The organism is Pallidibacillus pasinlerensis (assembly GCF_009996845.1).
In the GTDB taxonomy this organism is placed as follows: domain Bacteria; phylum Bacillota; class Bacilli; order Bacillales; family Caldibacillaceae; genus Pallidibacillus; species Pallidibacillus pasinlerensis.
Genome location: NZ_JAACYS010000024.1, coordinates 20,104 through 35,346 on the forward strand (window position 1 = coordinate 20,104; position 15,243 = coordinate 35,346).

The following is a 15,243-nucleotide window of genomic DNA, read 5'->3' on the forward strand; positions in this document are numbered from 1 at the left end:
GTTCCTCGGACCGGTGTTTTGCCTCCAGCTTCCTTCAGATTCCGCGTCACCACGGACACCCTTGCTCTTGGCTAACCTCTACTTCTGTCTTCGGGGTTCGGGACTTACACCCTATAGTTCATGTACATGCCGGGCGCACCAAAAAAACTGAATCCATTTTAGGATTCAGTTTGAAGAGAGGTTTATTTTGTTACACTAAATATACACGTGCTTCATATGGTCTGAGTATAAATTTATTAAAATTATTGTCATTCATTTCATAGTTGCTAATCAATAGATCATTTGCGGAGAATTCCACATCTACCGGCAGCTCAAAAGGAATGTTATCTTCACTGAAATTTGTTATAACCAGCAATTTTTGATCTTGATATATCCGCAAGTAAGCAAAAATTTGTTCATGTTCCGGTAATAGAAGCTGATAATCACCGTATACAATGATCGGGTATTGTTTTCTGAGCTGAATTAATTTCCGGTAATAATGGTAAATCGAATTTGGGTCTTCTACTGACTGTTTCGCGTTGATCTCTTTATAATTAGGGTTCACTTTAATCCATGGCTCTCCTGTTGTAAACCCTGCTTGTGGATTGTCACTCCATTGTAATGGCGTTCGAGCATTATCCCTACTTTTTGCATAAATGGATTCCATCACTTGTTCCGGCTCCTCGTTGCCAACTATCACTTTTTCCCGATATAGATTTAACGTTTCAATATCTCGATAATCTTCAATGGAATCAAAGCGAATATTCGTCATACCGATTTCCTCACCTTGATATATGTAAGGTGTGCCTTGTAGCATATGCAGACATGTGGCAAGCATTTTCGCAGATTCCACCCGATACTTTCCGTCATCTCCAAATCGTGAAACGATTCGAGGTTGGTCATGATTATTCCAGTATAAACTGTTCCAGCCGATACCGTTGAGCCCCTTTTGCCATTTTGTGAGATTTTCTTTTAAATCGGTAAGCATAAGTGGTTTTAAGTCCCATTTGCCATATGGTCCAGAATCAAGACTCATATGTTCAAAGGTAAACACCATATTCAATTCTTTTCTTTCTGGATTTGTATATTTTTTCGCTTCTTCTACATCAACACCGGGCATTTCGCCAACGGTCATCACGTCATACTTCGATAGTACTTGTTCGTGCATTTCTTGCAAATATTCATGGATACGGGGACCGTTTCGGTAAAATTTACTACCGGAAGCATAAGTTTCACCTGGCTTTATCTTTCCATCAGGTAGTCCTGGAACTTTAGAAATAAAATTAATTACATCCATACGGAAACCGTCAATTCCTTTATCAAGCCACCATCTCATCATTTTGTATATTTCTTCACGCAGTTTCGGGTTTTCCCAATTTAGATCCGGTTGTTTTTTGCTGAATAAATGCAAATAATATTCATCCGTATCCGGGTCATACTCCCATGCCGAGCCACCGAAGTTAGACCGCCAATTATTCGGCTCTTTGCCATCCTTTCCTGGCCGCCAAATATAATAATCCCTATAAGGGTTATCCTTCGACTTTCTCGCTTGTTGGAACCACTCATGTTCATCTGATGTATGGTTGACGACTAGATCCATAATGAGCTTCATACCCCGGGCATGGATTTCATTAATCAATTCAACCAAATCATCCATCGTACCGAATTCGTCCATAATTTTGTGATAGTTGGATATGTCATAACCGTTATCATCATTAGGCGATTCATACACAGGAGAGAGCCAAATAACATTTACTCCAAGGTATTTCAAGTAATCTAGTTTTTTTATGATACCCCTAATATCGCCGATTCCATCCCCGTTGCTATCAAAGAAACTACGGGGGTATATTTGGTAGACGACGCTTTCTTTCCACCAATTTTTTTGCACACTGATTCGCTCCTACCAGGCTAATTTTTTACTCGTCTTGCAAAATCAACAAACCGGAATTTATCCGGACGGTGCCTTGATTCGGTAATTTGGAATAAGCTCGCATCATCCAAATGAACTTGACTTCGGATGACAACAACATTGGAAAAACCTTCTAAATCAAGGAGTTCACGGTCCTCTTCTGTTGGATTTTCTACAACGATTTCTTTTTGCGCAAATCCAATGACAAGTCCTAACTCATTTTCAATATAGTTATAAATGGAACCTTGACATATTTCCTCTGTTAATAATGGTATATATTTATCATTAAAGTAATCTTTATCTAATATTACCTTTTCACCGTCTATTTCCCGGATTCGATTTACATTCCACACCTTTTCATTCGGATTTCCTTTTAAGATCTCCATCGACTCATTTTTCGGATCCAAGTATTTAATCGAATGGACAATGGTCCGACTGTTTAGAGCCATTTTTTCTGTTAGTTCTGTAAAACTTTCTATACCTGAAACAGGGAAAGAAAATTGATTCCGATTAATAATCACAGAACCCTTTCCTCTGACCTTCTGAATATAGCCGTTTTGAGACAATAAATCTAGCGCTTTACGAATCGTTTCTCTAGAAGTATCATATTGAGCGGCCAGTTCATTTTCAGAAGGCAATAAATCCCCAATTGTCCATGAATTGGATTGTATCCTTTTTACTAAATCGTTGTAAATCCTTAAATATTTCTTTTGCATGCATAATCACTTCCAATAATAAACAATAGATTCATACGGACGAAGCTCCAGTTGATCCAGTTTACGTGGTGAATCTTCATAATTAGAAAGTAAGATTTCAGGCTGCTTAACTTCCTCTAACTGCAAATCTACGACCGTATCTTTTCCGTAGAAATTACTAATCACTAGTAATTTTTCATCTTTCCAATTCCTAGTATATGCGAAAATTTGCGGGTCAGCATCCAAAAGAAGTTTGTAATCACCATAAGTGATAATGTCGTATTGTTTCCGTAGCTTGATTAACTTCTGATAATGATAAAAAATAGAATTTGGATCTTCTAATGCTTTTTCAACATTTATTTCTGGATAGTTGTCCGCAACGCCAAGCCAAGGCGTCCCCTCTGTAAATCCTGCATGTTGTTCTTTTGACCACTGCATTGGCGTACGTCCGTTATCACGGGATTTTTGCTGTAATATAGCGATAACTTCTTCTTCGGTTTTCCCTTCTTCCAGCAAAATTTTATAGGCGTTTAATGATTCAACATCACGATACTGATCAATGGATGTGAAATTTGGATTTGTCATCCCAATTTCTTCACCTTGGTAAATATACGGTGTACCTTGCATCATAAATAAAGTTGTCGCAAGCATTTTCGCTGACTCCTGATGATATTTTCCATCATCACCGAATCGTGAAACTGCCCGAGGCTGATCGTGATTGCACCAGAACAAGGCATTCCATCCCCCACCTTCATGCATGCCGACTTGCCAATCTGATAGAATTTGTTTTAACTCTATAAAGTCAAACGGTGCTTTCGTCCACTTCTCTCCATTTGGATAGTCAACTTTTAAATGATGGAATTGGAACGTCATCGATAATTCTTCACGTTCCGGATTCGTGTATTTGATACAGCTTTCCAAATTTGTTGACGACATTTCACCGACTGTGAGCATGTTGTATTTAGAAAAAACATTTCGGTTCATTTCATGTAAAAATTCATGGATTCGTGGGCCATCCGTATAAAACCTACGTCCATCTCCGATATCATCATCAGGGAAATCTTGATTTTTGGAAATAAGATTAATAACATCTAGCCTGAAACCGTCAATTCCTTTTTCAGCCCAAAAGCGCATCATATCGAATATTTTTTCTCTTAACGTTTCATTTTCCCAGTTTAAATCGGCTTGAGTTACGTCAAACAAATGCAAGTAATATTGTCCTGTTTTCTCATCCAGCTGCCAAGCCGGTCCACCAAATTTTGACTGCCAGTTATTCGGAAGACCACCATTTTTTGGATCTTTCCAAATATAGAATTCTCGAAAAGGATTGTCTTTGGATGATCTCGCCTGTTTAAACCATTCATGTTCAGTGGAGGTATGGTTGACAACGAGATCTATGATAAGTTTCATCCCACGTTTATGTGTTTCTTCCAACAGCTGCTCAAAATCCTCCATTGTTCCATAGGACGGGTCAATCGCATAATAATCGCTAATATCATAGCCATTGTCATTTTGAGGAGATTGGTAAATTGGCGTTAACCAAATGACATCAGCACCTAATTTTTTTATATAATCAAGTTTCTCAATAATCCCTTGGATATCTCCAGTTCCCGTACCCGTTGTATCGTTAAAACTTTTCGGGTAAATTTGGTAAACGGTAGATTTTTTCCACCATGCTTCTGTTTTCGTCATCATGTATGCTCCTTTCAAATGATGGTTTGATAAAAATAGATAGAAGCCTCAGCTCCAGTGTTTTTTAGGAGCTAAGGCAGCTTATCAAATTAGTGACGCCCTTAATCTGTCAATTTCCGTTTCGCAATAATATAGGTGATAACAAAAGGAACTACGATAACAATCAACATTCCAATGAAAAAGGCGCCCATACTGTTTGCTATAGATAAAAAGCCTGGAATTCCACCAACACCGATGGAAGAAGCTTGTACATCACTTATCGTAATATATGCACCGGCAATTGCCGCTCCAATGATTGCTGCTACAAATGGATAACGATATTGTAAATTAACTCCGAACATGGCTGGTTCTGTAACCCCTAACCATGCTGATATTCCAGACGTTCCTGCTAGACCTTTTAGTTTTTCACCTTTAGCCACTAGGAACATAGCAAATACTGCAGATCCTTGTGCAATATTGGAAAGTGCCACAATTGGCCATAGGAATGTCGTTCCTGTGCTACCAATTAATTGTAAGTCTACTGCGAGGAATGTATGATGCATCCCAGTAATTACTAAAGGAGCATAGAACAATCCATAAATTAGACCACCAATTAGAGGAACCGCTTCAAAAATCGCTACTAATCCATTAGTGATCCAGCCTCCAATTGCAAATGTAACTGGTCCAATTACTATGAATGCTAAAAATCCAGTTACGAGTAGAGCAACAGGAGCCACTACCAATAATTGCAAGGAGTCGATTACGCGTTTTTTCAGCCATTTTTCTATACTTGCAAGCACCCAAGCTGCCACTAATACAGGCAACACTTGCCCTTGATAACCCATCATATTAACTTCCAATCCGAAAAGGTTCCATGTTGGTGCTTCGCCATTTGCCGCTGCGACTGCATAATCACTTGCTGGCATTAAGGCTGGATGAACGAGAATTAAACCGAGCACAATCCCGAGCAACGGGTTACCACCAAAACGTTTCACTGCCGACCAGCCGATAAGCGCAGGTAGGAACGTAAACGCTGTATTAGCAATGACGTTGATCATGTCCGCAACGCCAGCCCAAGATGGATACATTTCAATTATTGGCTGATCTGTAAAAATCGGGTTTACTAGTATATTATTAAGTCCGAGCAACAAACCTGCCATTACAATTGCCGGAAGGATTGGGATGAAGATATCAGCGAGAACTTTAATCCCACGTTGAAGTGGATTTAATTTTTGCCCACCGACAGCTTTCACTTCATCTTTCGTTGCTTCCTTAATACCTGTTTCATGAACCATTGCCTTGTAAACTTTATCAACGGTACCTTGACCAATCACAATTTGAAATTGTCCATTTGCAGAAAACGTACCTTTTACAACATCTATTTTTTCTAATTTATTTTTGTCTACAATGTCTTCATTGTCTAATGCAAAGCGTAGTCTTGTAACACAATGAGTTGCTGCATTAATATTTTCGATTCCACCAATCGCTTCAACAATTTGCTTTGCCTCTTCGCTATATTCCATACCAGATTGAGTGACTACTTTTTCTTTTGAGCTCTCTTCAGATTGACCTTTCAATGTGATTTCCAACAATGTTGATTCCCCGGCGATCACCGTACCATCATTGGTTTTTCTAATACTTTGAACTAGCTCACCAGTTGTAATAATGACCGGAGTAATATGACTTGCTGCTTTTTTCTTAATTAGCTGTAAATCAAATGTTAGTAACAGATCTCCGGCTTTAACCTTATCACCTTGCTCAACATGAATTTCAAAACCTTCTCCATCCATATGAACAGTTTCCAAACCAACATGAATGAGCAATTCAATTCCTGACGTTGACTTTAAACCAATCGCATGCTTTGTTGGGAACGTAACGACAACTTCCCCATCAATAGGTGCAACCACTTTACCATCTGTAGGCTCAATTGCCAGACCATCGCCCATCATTTTCTCTGAAAATGTTTGGTCCGGTACATTTTCAAGCGCGACAACTTTACCAGTTAGTGGCGCTACAAGGATTTCTTTATTCCTTGCTTGATTATTCGTCATGTTGTTCACTCCAATTCTTTAACAATGATTTTATATCTCCCTAAAATATCCTCATCTTAGAAATATGAGCTTCCCTTGTAAGAATATGTTTTTACTTAAATCCATCTTGTATATACATCGACTTAAAAAACACTAAACTTGTATATACATGATTCTAGTTTAACTTGTATATATATTTTTTGCAAGTGCTTACATAAAAATTCTATAATTAAATTTTTCTTCTATTATAAAAAAACGTCTCGTAATAATCTGCTACGAGACAGGCACTTTGAATCTTTTTATTTATTTATTTATTTTTTTATTAAAAAAATACATAGATCGCAAAAAAAGAGCTTAAACAACAATTTAAGGAAGCCTCCGTTGAAGCAGGTGTTTACCAAAATTTAAATACGGTTAATAATAAAGTTCTAGTGGGAAGTACTTTGAATTTAAAAACGATAAACGGGATATGTAAGTTAAGTTAGTATTCACAACTGATTGAAAGAACATTAATCTCAAACTTTCCAATAAACGTTATTCGGTAGTCTGAGTAAATAACCTTCGCTCTGTTCGATTATTTTCCCTGTTTGTATATCTCTCACAATAACATTTTCGCGATAATCCGGATCCTCGTACCACTCTGAAAAATATAACTCATTTTCAATACGGAATAATATAGTCTCTGTTTTTCCAATTGCGATTTTCTTTTTTTCTGGCCAAATTATTTCGTAATAACCATCATTCCCACTTCTTCCAAGAGTAAGCGGTGTAGTTTCTAGCATTAAGTTATAGCAGTCTTCAACTTCTGATAAAGACAGTTCAACAATAACTCCTAATTCTTTTTTCTCAGGGATATATTTGGTTATTTTTATAAGTTCAGTAGAAAAATCGACAACTAAAAAGTTTAAATGGCCATTATTCCATATCGGTTTTTCAACGTAAATATTTTCTTGAACTTTAAATGGTGAATGTACCTCTCCATCCGGATAATGTATTAAATGATAATTCATCCCCTTGAAATAGCCATTTTCCTTATATATAATTTCGGCCTCATATAAATCACAAAAGTCACATCCAGGCTCCTTAGCAGCATACCATTCTATTGTCCCTTCAATCTCTTCTGGGTAGCTATTTGAAATACCTTTTATATTCGTAATTTTAATCATCCACATCCCCCCCTTTTTAACTAATCATAATTAAATTTGAAGTTATAAACCATTCATTCGATTCATTTTTTACTGTAACACCATTAAACCCTTCCACATCTACATATCCTTCTCTAATAAGATCGTTCACATTAATACTATTATCCGTAAAAAGTTTACTTTCATTTGTATACGCAAGTTTAGCTGCATTAATAATAGTTAGTGCATCATTAACTGTAGCTTTATCTTTCGAATCTTGAATAACATTACTTAACATCGGTACTGCAATCGCAGCAATAATGCCTAAAATTACTAACACAGCTAACAACTCAACTAAAGTAATTCCCTTTTGATTTCTTATTACTTGTGTATCGAAACCTTTTTTATTTTGTTCCATTTTCAATATCCTCACTTTTCATTTTATATTTGAGCTGTACTGTTTGTCATTATTCCAACTCATTTGTAATAGCGAGGAAATTTAGTTTACAGAAGTTAAAATTGAATAAAATTATTTCAAATAAGATAAGGTAAAAGCTCCCCAGAAAACATTGTCAAGAATCACGAAAAAAGCACGGCCCATCACAGGATACCGTGCTTTTTAGTAGAATCTGATTCATAAATAATTTTTAAACAAGCTTATTGTTTAGCTACAAAATTTGGAATTGCTTCACTCCAAAGTTTATGAAGTTCAGCAACTGCATCATCAATAATTTGTTTACCGTCTACAGAAACTTTTAATGAACCATCGTTTGTTACCGTTCCAATTTGAACTGCTTCTGCATACATTTTTTCAAATGCTTCTTTGTTTTCAGGTTTAACTGTTACTAAAAATCTTGATTGTGATTCACTAAATAATGCTACTGTTGGATCACCTGATACGTTCACTTCTGCACCTAAACCTTTACCAGTAAATAAACTTTCAGCTAACGCAACTCCAAGTCCACCTTCTGATAAATCATGTGCTGATACGACAAGCCCTTCTCGAATTGCACTTGTAAGTAAACTTTGACGTTTTGCTTCAACTTCTAAATCAATTACAGGTGCTTTACCTGTATATTTGCCAGCTACTATATTTTGTAATTCGCTACCGCCAAATTCTGGTAATGCTTCACCAATTAAATAAATTAGATCACCATCGTTTTGAAAATGGCTTGGTGTTACATATTTCGTATCTTCAATTAATCCAACCATGCCAATAATTGGCGTTGGAAGTATTGGTTCGTCTTTTGATTGATTATACATTGAAACATTTCCACTAATAACTGGTGTATTTAATGCAAGACATGCCTCACTGATTCCATCAATACTTTGTTCCATTTGCCAAAATACTCCTGGATCATTCGGATTTCCGTAGTTCAAACCATCTGTAATCGCAAGTGGTTTTGCACCAGAACATACAAGATTACGCGCTGCTTCAGCAACAGCAATTTGGCCACCTACTTTTGGATTTAAATAAATGTAGCGTGAATTGCAGTCTGTTGTAATCGCAATTGCTTTTTCCGTTCCTTCAATTTTCACTACAGCTGCATCTGAACCAGGTCCTACAAGTGTATTTCCTTGTGCCTCAGAACTATATTGTTTGTACGCCCATTCTTTACTTGCAATTGTAGGTTGTTGCAATAGTTTTCTTAACATCTCTTGATGATTGTCAACGGCTGGCACTTCATTTTCCATTGCTTGGAATTCTTGATAATAAGATGCTTCCTTCGCTGGTAAATGATAAACTGGTGCTTCATCTGCTAAAATATTCACAGGAATATCTGCAACAACTTCTCCATGTTGTTTAATACGGAAAGTTTTTTCTTCAATTACTTCACCGATTACCGCTGCATCGACATCATGTTTCGCAAAAATATCAACAATTTCCTGCTCACGACCTTTTTTTGCAACTAATAACATCCGCTCTTGTGATTCAGAGAGCATAATTTCATAGGCAGACATTCCTTCTTCTCGTAGTGGAACAAGGTCAAGATTTAACTCTATTCCAGTACCTGCTTTCGCTGCCATTTCACTTGCAGAAGATGTTAAACCAGCTGCACCCATGTCTTGCATACCAACTAGTGCATCAGAATGAATAACTTCTAAACAAGCTTCCATTAGCTTTTTTCCGATTTCTGGGTTTCCAATCGCTACTGCAGATTTATTTTCTTCATCAGCCTCTACGACATCGGAGGAGAATGTTGCACCACCGACACCATCTTTACCAGTATCGCCACCTGCATAAATGACAACATTACCTACACCTGCAGCAACACCTTTTTGCATGTCATCATGAGAAACTAGACCAACAACCATCGCATTCACTAATGGATTTTCTTCATATTGATTGTCAAATTGAATTTCGCCACCAACAGTTGGCACTTCAACGACATTACCGTAGCTTGAAATTCCACGAACTACTTCAGAAAACAACATTTTTGTATGATCATTATCAAGGTTACCAAATCGCAAAGAATTCATCGCTGCAATTGGTTTTGCTCCCATGGAAAATACGTCACGTAAAATTCCGCCGACACCTGTTGCAGCACCTTCGAATGGTTCAACGTAAGATGGGCTATTATGACTTTCTATTTTAAACACTACTGCTTGATTATCACCAATATCAACAACCCCAGCACCTTCACCAGGTCCTTGTAATACTTGACTGCCTTTCGTAGGGAACCTTCTAAGTAGTGGTTTCGAAGATTTATAACTACAATGTTCGGACCACATTGCAGAGAAAATACCCGTTTCCGTATAATTCGGGCGACGTTTTAATAAATCCTTCGCCATTTGGTACTCTTCATCTGTTAATCCCATTTCTTTGTAAATTTTCTTTTTTTCAATTTGCTCAGGGCTGATCTTATGTTGCGACATCAATAGTTCCCTCCTACAGAATTTGATTTGTGGCCCAAAACGCTTATATTTCAACGGAGAATATATTTCTTCTCATACATCCTCTGAACCACTTTTCCTCATGTGTACTCTATAATCATAGCCTCTTCGGAGGATTTTGACAATAAGCAAAACACGAACATTCCAAAAAAACTGTGAATTATTTTTGTTTTTCTCCCAAAAATCTTTCTCATTATGTTTAGAAGATTTGGAGGTTTTTAATATGTTAAAGAAAAAATGGGGGATTGTAGGAGGAACGGCATTACTATTATTAATCGTGATTGTTACTGCCGTTTTAACAATTCCAGAAAAAAGCGATGAAACCGCATCGAAATCCGATGCACAGATGGAACAAAAAATGGTAGAACTACTGAGAAGGAAGAAGAAAAACAAGGCCAATCACAAGAGGAAGCTTCTTTCGTGTGATATTGAGCGGTAATCGTGTAACTGCAATTAATTGGAACGCTACGCCTTATAAATCTCGTAACGTAAGTAAACAAGAACTAATTGACATTCTTGGTCCAGAAGAAGGAGCTTATGAATATGAATATGCACAAAAAGTAAGAAGAAACATCGAAAAAGCTGTTCGTGCCGCCGCTAATGCTGTTTACGGAAGTGGAACATCTCAAGCGAATTCATTCATATGATTTTCTACTTGAAGAAAACCTTCCACTCTTACCTCTGTTCTGTCTACTACGTTCAGGACGCTTTGTTTTTTTCATTTGTTCGCTTCTTTCTAAAAATGGACGATGTTTTTCAATTAAATGAAATAAGGTTGCTTGTTTTCTGCGGTTCGTTGTTTTTATCACAACTTGTTTAATCTCTTCGACTGTTACTTTTTCAGCTTTCACTTCGATAAATTCTGACTCATCCATGTATTTTTTGGCAAGAGAACGAATTGTAAATGCTTTTTTATTTTATGAAATTCTTTACCCCAACATTTAGTATAGAACCTTTTTTCATTGCGAACTCATAGTTCTGGGGCTGTCACGACCTTTTCTCTACTTCTACTAAAAAAATAGCAGCACAGACCTTGACCGCGGTCTGTGCTCTAATCTTAATATGTTTTTATTCACATGAAATGAAGTTAAGGATTTCTTCTTTTGTCGGTAAGGACGAAATTGCACCTTTTCCTGTTGTTGTGATCGCACCGCTTGCATTGGCAAAGGTGAGGATTTCTTGATGGTGCTCATTTAATACATCTATTAAGTTATCATGGTTTACTTCTTTTTCGAGTAGTTTATATAAAAAGCCACCGATAAAGGCATCTCCTGCACCTGTAGTATCCTGAACCTCAACTTTGAAACCAGTTGATTCATATTTGGCATTCTTCGTGTAAAGGTCGGCTCCATTAGCTCCTTTTGTGTAAATAACGGCTTTTACATCACCTGTGAATAAGCTTTCAATCGCCTCTTTTTCATTAGTGATTCCTGTGATAAACGCTAATTCTTCATCGGAAATTTTGATGATATGTGCTTTCGGAATAAATTCTAAAATCGTTTGTCGACATTTCTCTGCACTGTTCCATAATGGAAGGCGAACGTTTGGATCAAAGCTAATGATTCCCCCATTTTCTTTAACAAGTCCAATTGCTTTTTCATGGGCTTTTTTCATTGGACTTTCGACTAGATCGACGGAGCAAAAATGTAAAATATCTCCTTTGACAAACCAACTTTCTTCAATTTCATCTTCTGAAAGCAAAAGATCTGCAGAAGGATTGCGATAGAAGGAAAAATCACGTTCACCATCTTCGCGCAGTGAAACAAATGCTAATCCTGTATTCGCTTCCTTTGTTCGCTTTATTTTATCTGTTTTCACACCGATTTTTTGTAACTCTTCAATTAAAAAGTCACTAAAGGCATCCATTCCAAGCTTTGTGATCATTGCAGATTCTGCCCCAAATTTCGCAACAGCTGCTGCAACGTTTGCTGGGGCTCCCCCAGGTGCACGTTTAAAAGATTGGACATCCTTTAACGCTTTGCCTTTTTGCATTGGAATAAAATCAATTAACACTTCACCAATTGAAAATAAGCGCCCCATTGTTTAAACCTCCCTTTTAATTCATAGTGGATAAGTTATATTTCGTTGTGTCTAATGTAACTTTTCCGTTTCGTGCAAAGAAGCGAATATCTTTGCTTTCAGGTCTTGGAAAAATTCGGCTCGTAAATACTTCAACGCCGTCATTGATAAAAATTTCGACAGAAGACGTATCAACAAACAGATGAAGCTTTAACGTATCCCCTTCAACGCTGCACGTTCTTGTTGTTCCATATTCTTTAGCTGGAACCTCCCCTGAATGGGTACGGTCTAAGGTCACTTTTTGTTCCTTTCTGTTATAGGAGATGACCGTTTTTTCATCATTACATGACCGGAATTCAATCCCGACTTCATCTGCTTCCATGTTCGTAAATTCACAAATAAGTTCATACGTCGTCCCATTGAATCCTTCATACATTTTTTTCTCATCATCGAGAATATCTTTCACATTTACCGAATCTTGTCGCAATGCTTCTAGTTCTTTTACAGGACACTGAATAAGCTTTCCATTTTGAACGGTCAACTCTCTCGGTAATGTTAAACAATGAGCCCACCCATCCTTATCAGTTGGATACTCGATTTCGGGAAGACCCATCCACCCGACTAAAAGGCGACGTCCCTTATGGTCAATTGTCGTTTGTGGTGCATAAAAGTCAAATCCACGGTCTAACTCAACAAACTTTCCGTGTTCAAAAACTTTTGTCTTTAAATCTAGTGTGTTCCCTAAAAGATACCCAGATTGATAGATATTTTGAAATTCATCTCCCTTTGGCTCTAACCCTTGTGGTGAGAAGATCAGCACACCTTTTCCATCTAGTTCAAAATAATCGGGACATTCCCACATAAATCCAAATTCCTTTAATTTTGTTTGAACCTCACCTTCAAATGTCCAATTTTTTAAATCAGGTGATGAATAAAGAACAATACAACCTGTTTTGTTTTCCCTCTGTGCCCCGATGACAGCATAAAATGTGTCATTTTCCTTCCAAACTTTCGGATCTCGATAATGATCGGTATAACCTTTTGGAACTTCTTTAATAACCGGCTCTTGTAATTTTTCAATACGACCATTTTCATTCATTACCGCTAAGCATTGATATGGATGACGAACCCAATTTTCATCTCTTGTATTTCCTGTATACATTAAATGGAGCTTACCGTCATGACAAATAGCACTACCTGAATAAGCTCCGTGAGAATCAAAATAATCGTTCGGCTTAATTCCAATTCCGACATTTTGCCAATTGACAAGATCTTTTGATTTTGTGTGATACCAATATTTTAATCCATGAACAGGACCTAGCGGAAACCATTGATAAAACAAGTGATATTCTCCGTTAAAATAAGAAAAACCATTTGGATCATTTAAAAGTCCCGTTACTGGTTGAATATGAAATTTCTGACGCCAAATGCTTTTGTTGACTTTTTCTTTTAATGCATTCAATTCTTCTTTTGTCGCTTCTTCGATTCGGCGATACCGTTGTTTTCTCGTCCATTCCATCTTTAAACCTCAAACTCCTTCACGATATAAACACAGGGCCTGACCTCTTTTTAAGAATCAGACCCAATATTTAATTTATTAAGATGCTTTTTCTGCTGCTTGTTCTTTTTTCGCTGCACGTTTCGCTAAAATGATGGTTGTTACGAATGCAACGATGAATGAAATAACCATTCCAATTACGTATGGAACTATGGAATCTGGACGAATTGAAATAATACCTGGTAAACCTGCTGCTCCAAGCGCAACAGCTTTTACTTTAAAGATCGTAATAAATGCGGATGATACAGCTGCACCTGTAATAGCACCAATAAATGGATAACGAAGCTTCAAGTTAACACCAAACATAGAAGGCTCTGTAATTCCTAAAAGAGCCGAAATACCAGCTGCGGATGCAATACCTTTAATTTTCTTATCATTAATAATCATAAAAACAGCTAATGTTGCTGCACCTTGAGCTACGTTTGACATAGCCGCAACAGGGAAAATAAACGAACCACCTGTTTTAGCAAATTCTGCTAATAATTGTGTTTCAACTGCAATAAAGCTATGATGCATACCTGTAATAACGATTGGGGCATAAACTAAACCGAATAACGCACCACCAATGAGTCCCGTAGTATCATATAACCAAACAAGTCCGTCTGTTAATAAGTTACCTGCAGAACGAGTAATCGGTCCTACTGCTGTAAACGTTAAAATTCCTGTAATAAAAATCGTTAACAATGGCGTTAATAAGTTATCAAGTGCAGACGGAATATATTTGCGTAAGAATTGTTCTGTTTTCGCTAAAATAAAGGATGCTGCTAATACAGGTAATACGGTCCCTTGATAACCGACTTTTTCAATTTCAAATCCGAAAATACTCCAAACTGGAATTTCACCGTTCACTAAGGCGCTACCATAACCCCAACCATTTAATAAATCAGGGTGAACCATTAACATACCTAAAGTAGCTCCTAAGTATGGGTTACCACCAAAGCGCTGTGTAGCGGAGAAACCAATTAAAATTGGTAAAAAGACAAATGCCGCATTGGCAAATGTATTAATAAGTGCTGCTAAGTCCGCTATTTCTGGATATGCATCAATGAGGGACTTACCTTCAATAATTAGATCCTTTGCCGTTAATACGTTATTAATTCCCATTAAAAGACCGCCAGCAACAATGGCAGGAATAATCGGAACGAAAATATCAGAAAGTAGCTTCACTAAACGTTGAATTTGATTTAAATTTTTCGATCCAGCATCTTTCACATCTTTTGTAGACATTTCTTGAAGTCCAGTTAATTTGGTCAATTCTTGATAAACTTTGTTAACTATACCTGACCCTAAAATAATTTGGAACTGTCCACCCGTTGAAAAAGTTCCTTTTACATCGTCCATTTTGTCAAGCGCTTCTTGATTT

13 protein-coding genes are annotated in these 15,243 nt (G+C 37.1%); 2 read left to right on the forward strand and 11 right to left on the reverse strand.

Annotated elements, in window-relative coordinates; all coding sequences use genetic code 11:
• Window positions 1-190 precede the first annotated feature (190 nt).
• From GW534_RS07035 to purL, 7 genes are all read right to left on the reverse strand, one after another.
• Window positions 191-1,867, reverse strand: a complete 1,677-nt coding sequence (locus GW534_RS07035) for a glycoside hydrolase family 13 protein (RefSeq protein WP_161920347.1) — start codon at window positions 1,865-1,867, stop codon at window positions 191-193.
• A 20-nt stretch (window positions 1,868-1,887) separates the two neighbouring features.
• Window positions 1,888-2,604 (reverse strand): trehalose operon repressor, encoded by a 717-nt coding sequence (treR, locus tag GW534_RS07040; protein WP_161920348.1) that lies wholly within the window; start codon window positions 2,602-2,604, stop codon window positions 1,888-1,890.
• A 6-nt stretch (window positions 2,605-2,610) separates the two neighbouring features.
• The gene (gene treC, locus GW534_RS07045; RefSeq protein ID WP_161920349.1) at window positions 2,611-4,275 is read right to left on the reverse strand and encodes an alpha,alpha-phosphotrehalase; all 1,665 of its coding nucleotides are present in this window, start codon (window positions 4,273-4,275) and stop codon (window positions 2,611-2,613) included.
• 101 nt (window positions 4,276-4,376) lie between these two features.
• Window positions 4,377-6,305, reverse strand: a complete 1,929-nt coding sequence (gene treP / locus GW534_RS07050) for a PTS system trehalose-specific EIIBC component (protein ID WP_161920350.1) — start codon at window positions 6,303-6,305, stop codon at window positions 4,377-4,379.
• A 494-nt stretch (window positions 6,306-6,799) separates the two neighbouring features.
• Window positions 6,800-7,450, reverse strand: coding sequence for a hypothetical protein (locus tag GW534_RS07055; RefSeq protein ID WP_161920351.1), 651 nt, complete (start codon window positions 7,448-7,450; stop codon window positions 6,800-6,802).
• 16 nt (window positions 7,451-7,466) lie between these two features.
• Window positions 7,467-7,826, reverse strand: coding sequence for a type II secretion system protein (locus GW534_RS07060; RefSeq protein ID WP_161920352.1), 360 nt, complete (start codon window positions 7,824-7,826; stop codon window positions 7,467-7,469).
• A 239-nt stretch (window positions 7,827-8,065) separates the two neighbouring features.
• A complete protein-coding gene (gene purL / locus GW534_RS07065) occupies window positions 8,066-10,285 on the reverse strand; it encodes a phosphoribosylformylglycinamidine synthase subunit PurL (RefSeq protein WP_202630856.1) in 2,220 nt (739 codons plus the stop codon).
• A 241-nt stretch (window positions 10,286-10,526) separates the two neighbouring features.
• On the opposite strand from purL, the gene GW534_RS07070 reads away from it, so the two are divergent.
• Window positions 10,527-10,742, forward strand: coding sequence for a hypothetical protein (locus GW534_RS07070; protein ID WP_161920354.1), 216 nt, complete (start codon window positions 10,527-10,529; stop codon window positions 10,740-10,742).
• Entirely contained in the window at window positions 10,732-10,950 is a 219-nt protein-coding gene (locus GW534_RS07075; RefSeq protein ID WP_161920355.1) for a hypothetical protein, read from the forward strand. Before GW534_RS07070 ends, GW534_RS07075 begins: the two co-directional genes overlap by 11 nt.
• Here the strand turns inward: GW534_RS07075 and GW534_RS16375 are convergent.
• The 4 genes from GW534_RS16375 to GW534_RS07095 form a co-directional block, all read right to left on the reverse strand.
• Window positions 10,939-11,178, reverse strand: a complete 240-nt coding sequence (locus tag GW534_RS16375) for a hypothetical protein (protein WP_246204002.1) — start codon at window positions 11,176-11,178, stop codon at window positions 10,939-10,941. The genes GW534_RS07075 and GW534_RS16375 overlap by 12 nt on opposite strands.
• Before the next feature lie 193 nt (window positions 11,179-11,371).
• A complete protein-coding gene (locus tag GW534_RS07085) occupies window positions 11,372-12,343 on the reverse strand; it encodes a carbohydrate kinase family protein (protein WP_161920356.1) in 972 nt (323 codons plus the stop codon).
• 16 nt (window positions 12,344-12,359) lie between these two features.
• Window positions 12,360-13,841: a glycoside hydrolase family 32 protein gene (locus GW534_RS07090; RefSeq protein WP_161920357.1), complete on the reverse strand. Its 1,482-nt coding sequence runs from the start codon at window positions 13,839-13,841 to the stop codon at window positions 12,360-12,362.
• Window positions 13,842-13,919: 78 nt separating this feature from the next.
• A partial coding sequence (locus GW534_RS07095; protein ID WP_161920358.1) for a sucrose-specific PTS transporter subunit IIBC occupies window positions 13,920-15,243 on the reverse strand: 1,324 nt, incomplete at its 5' end.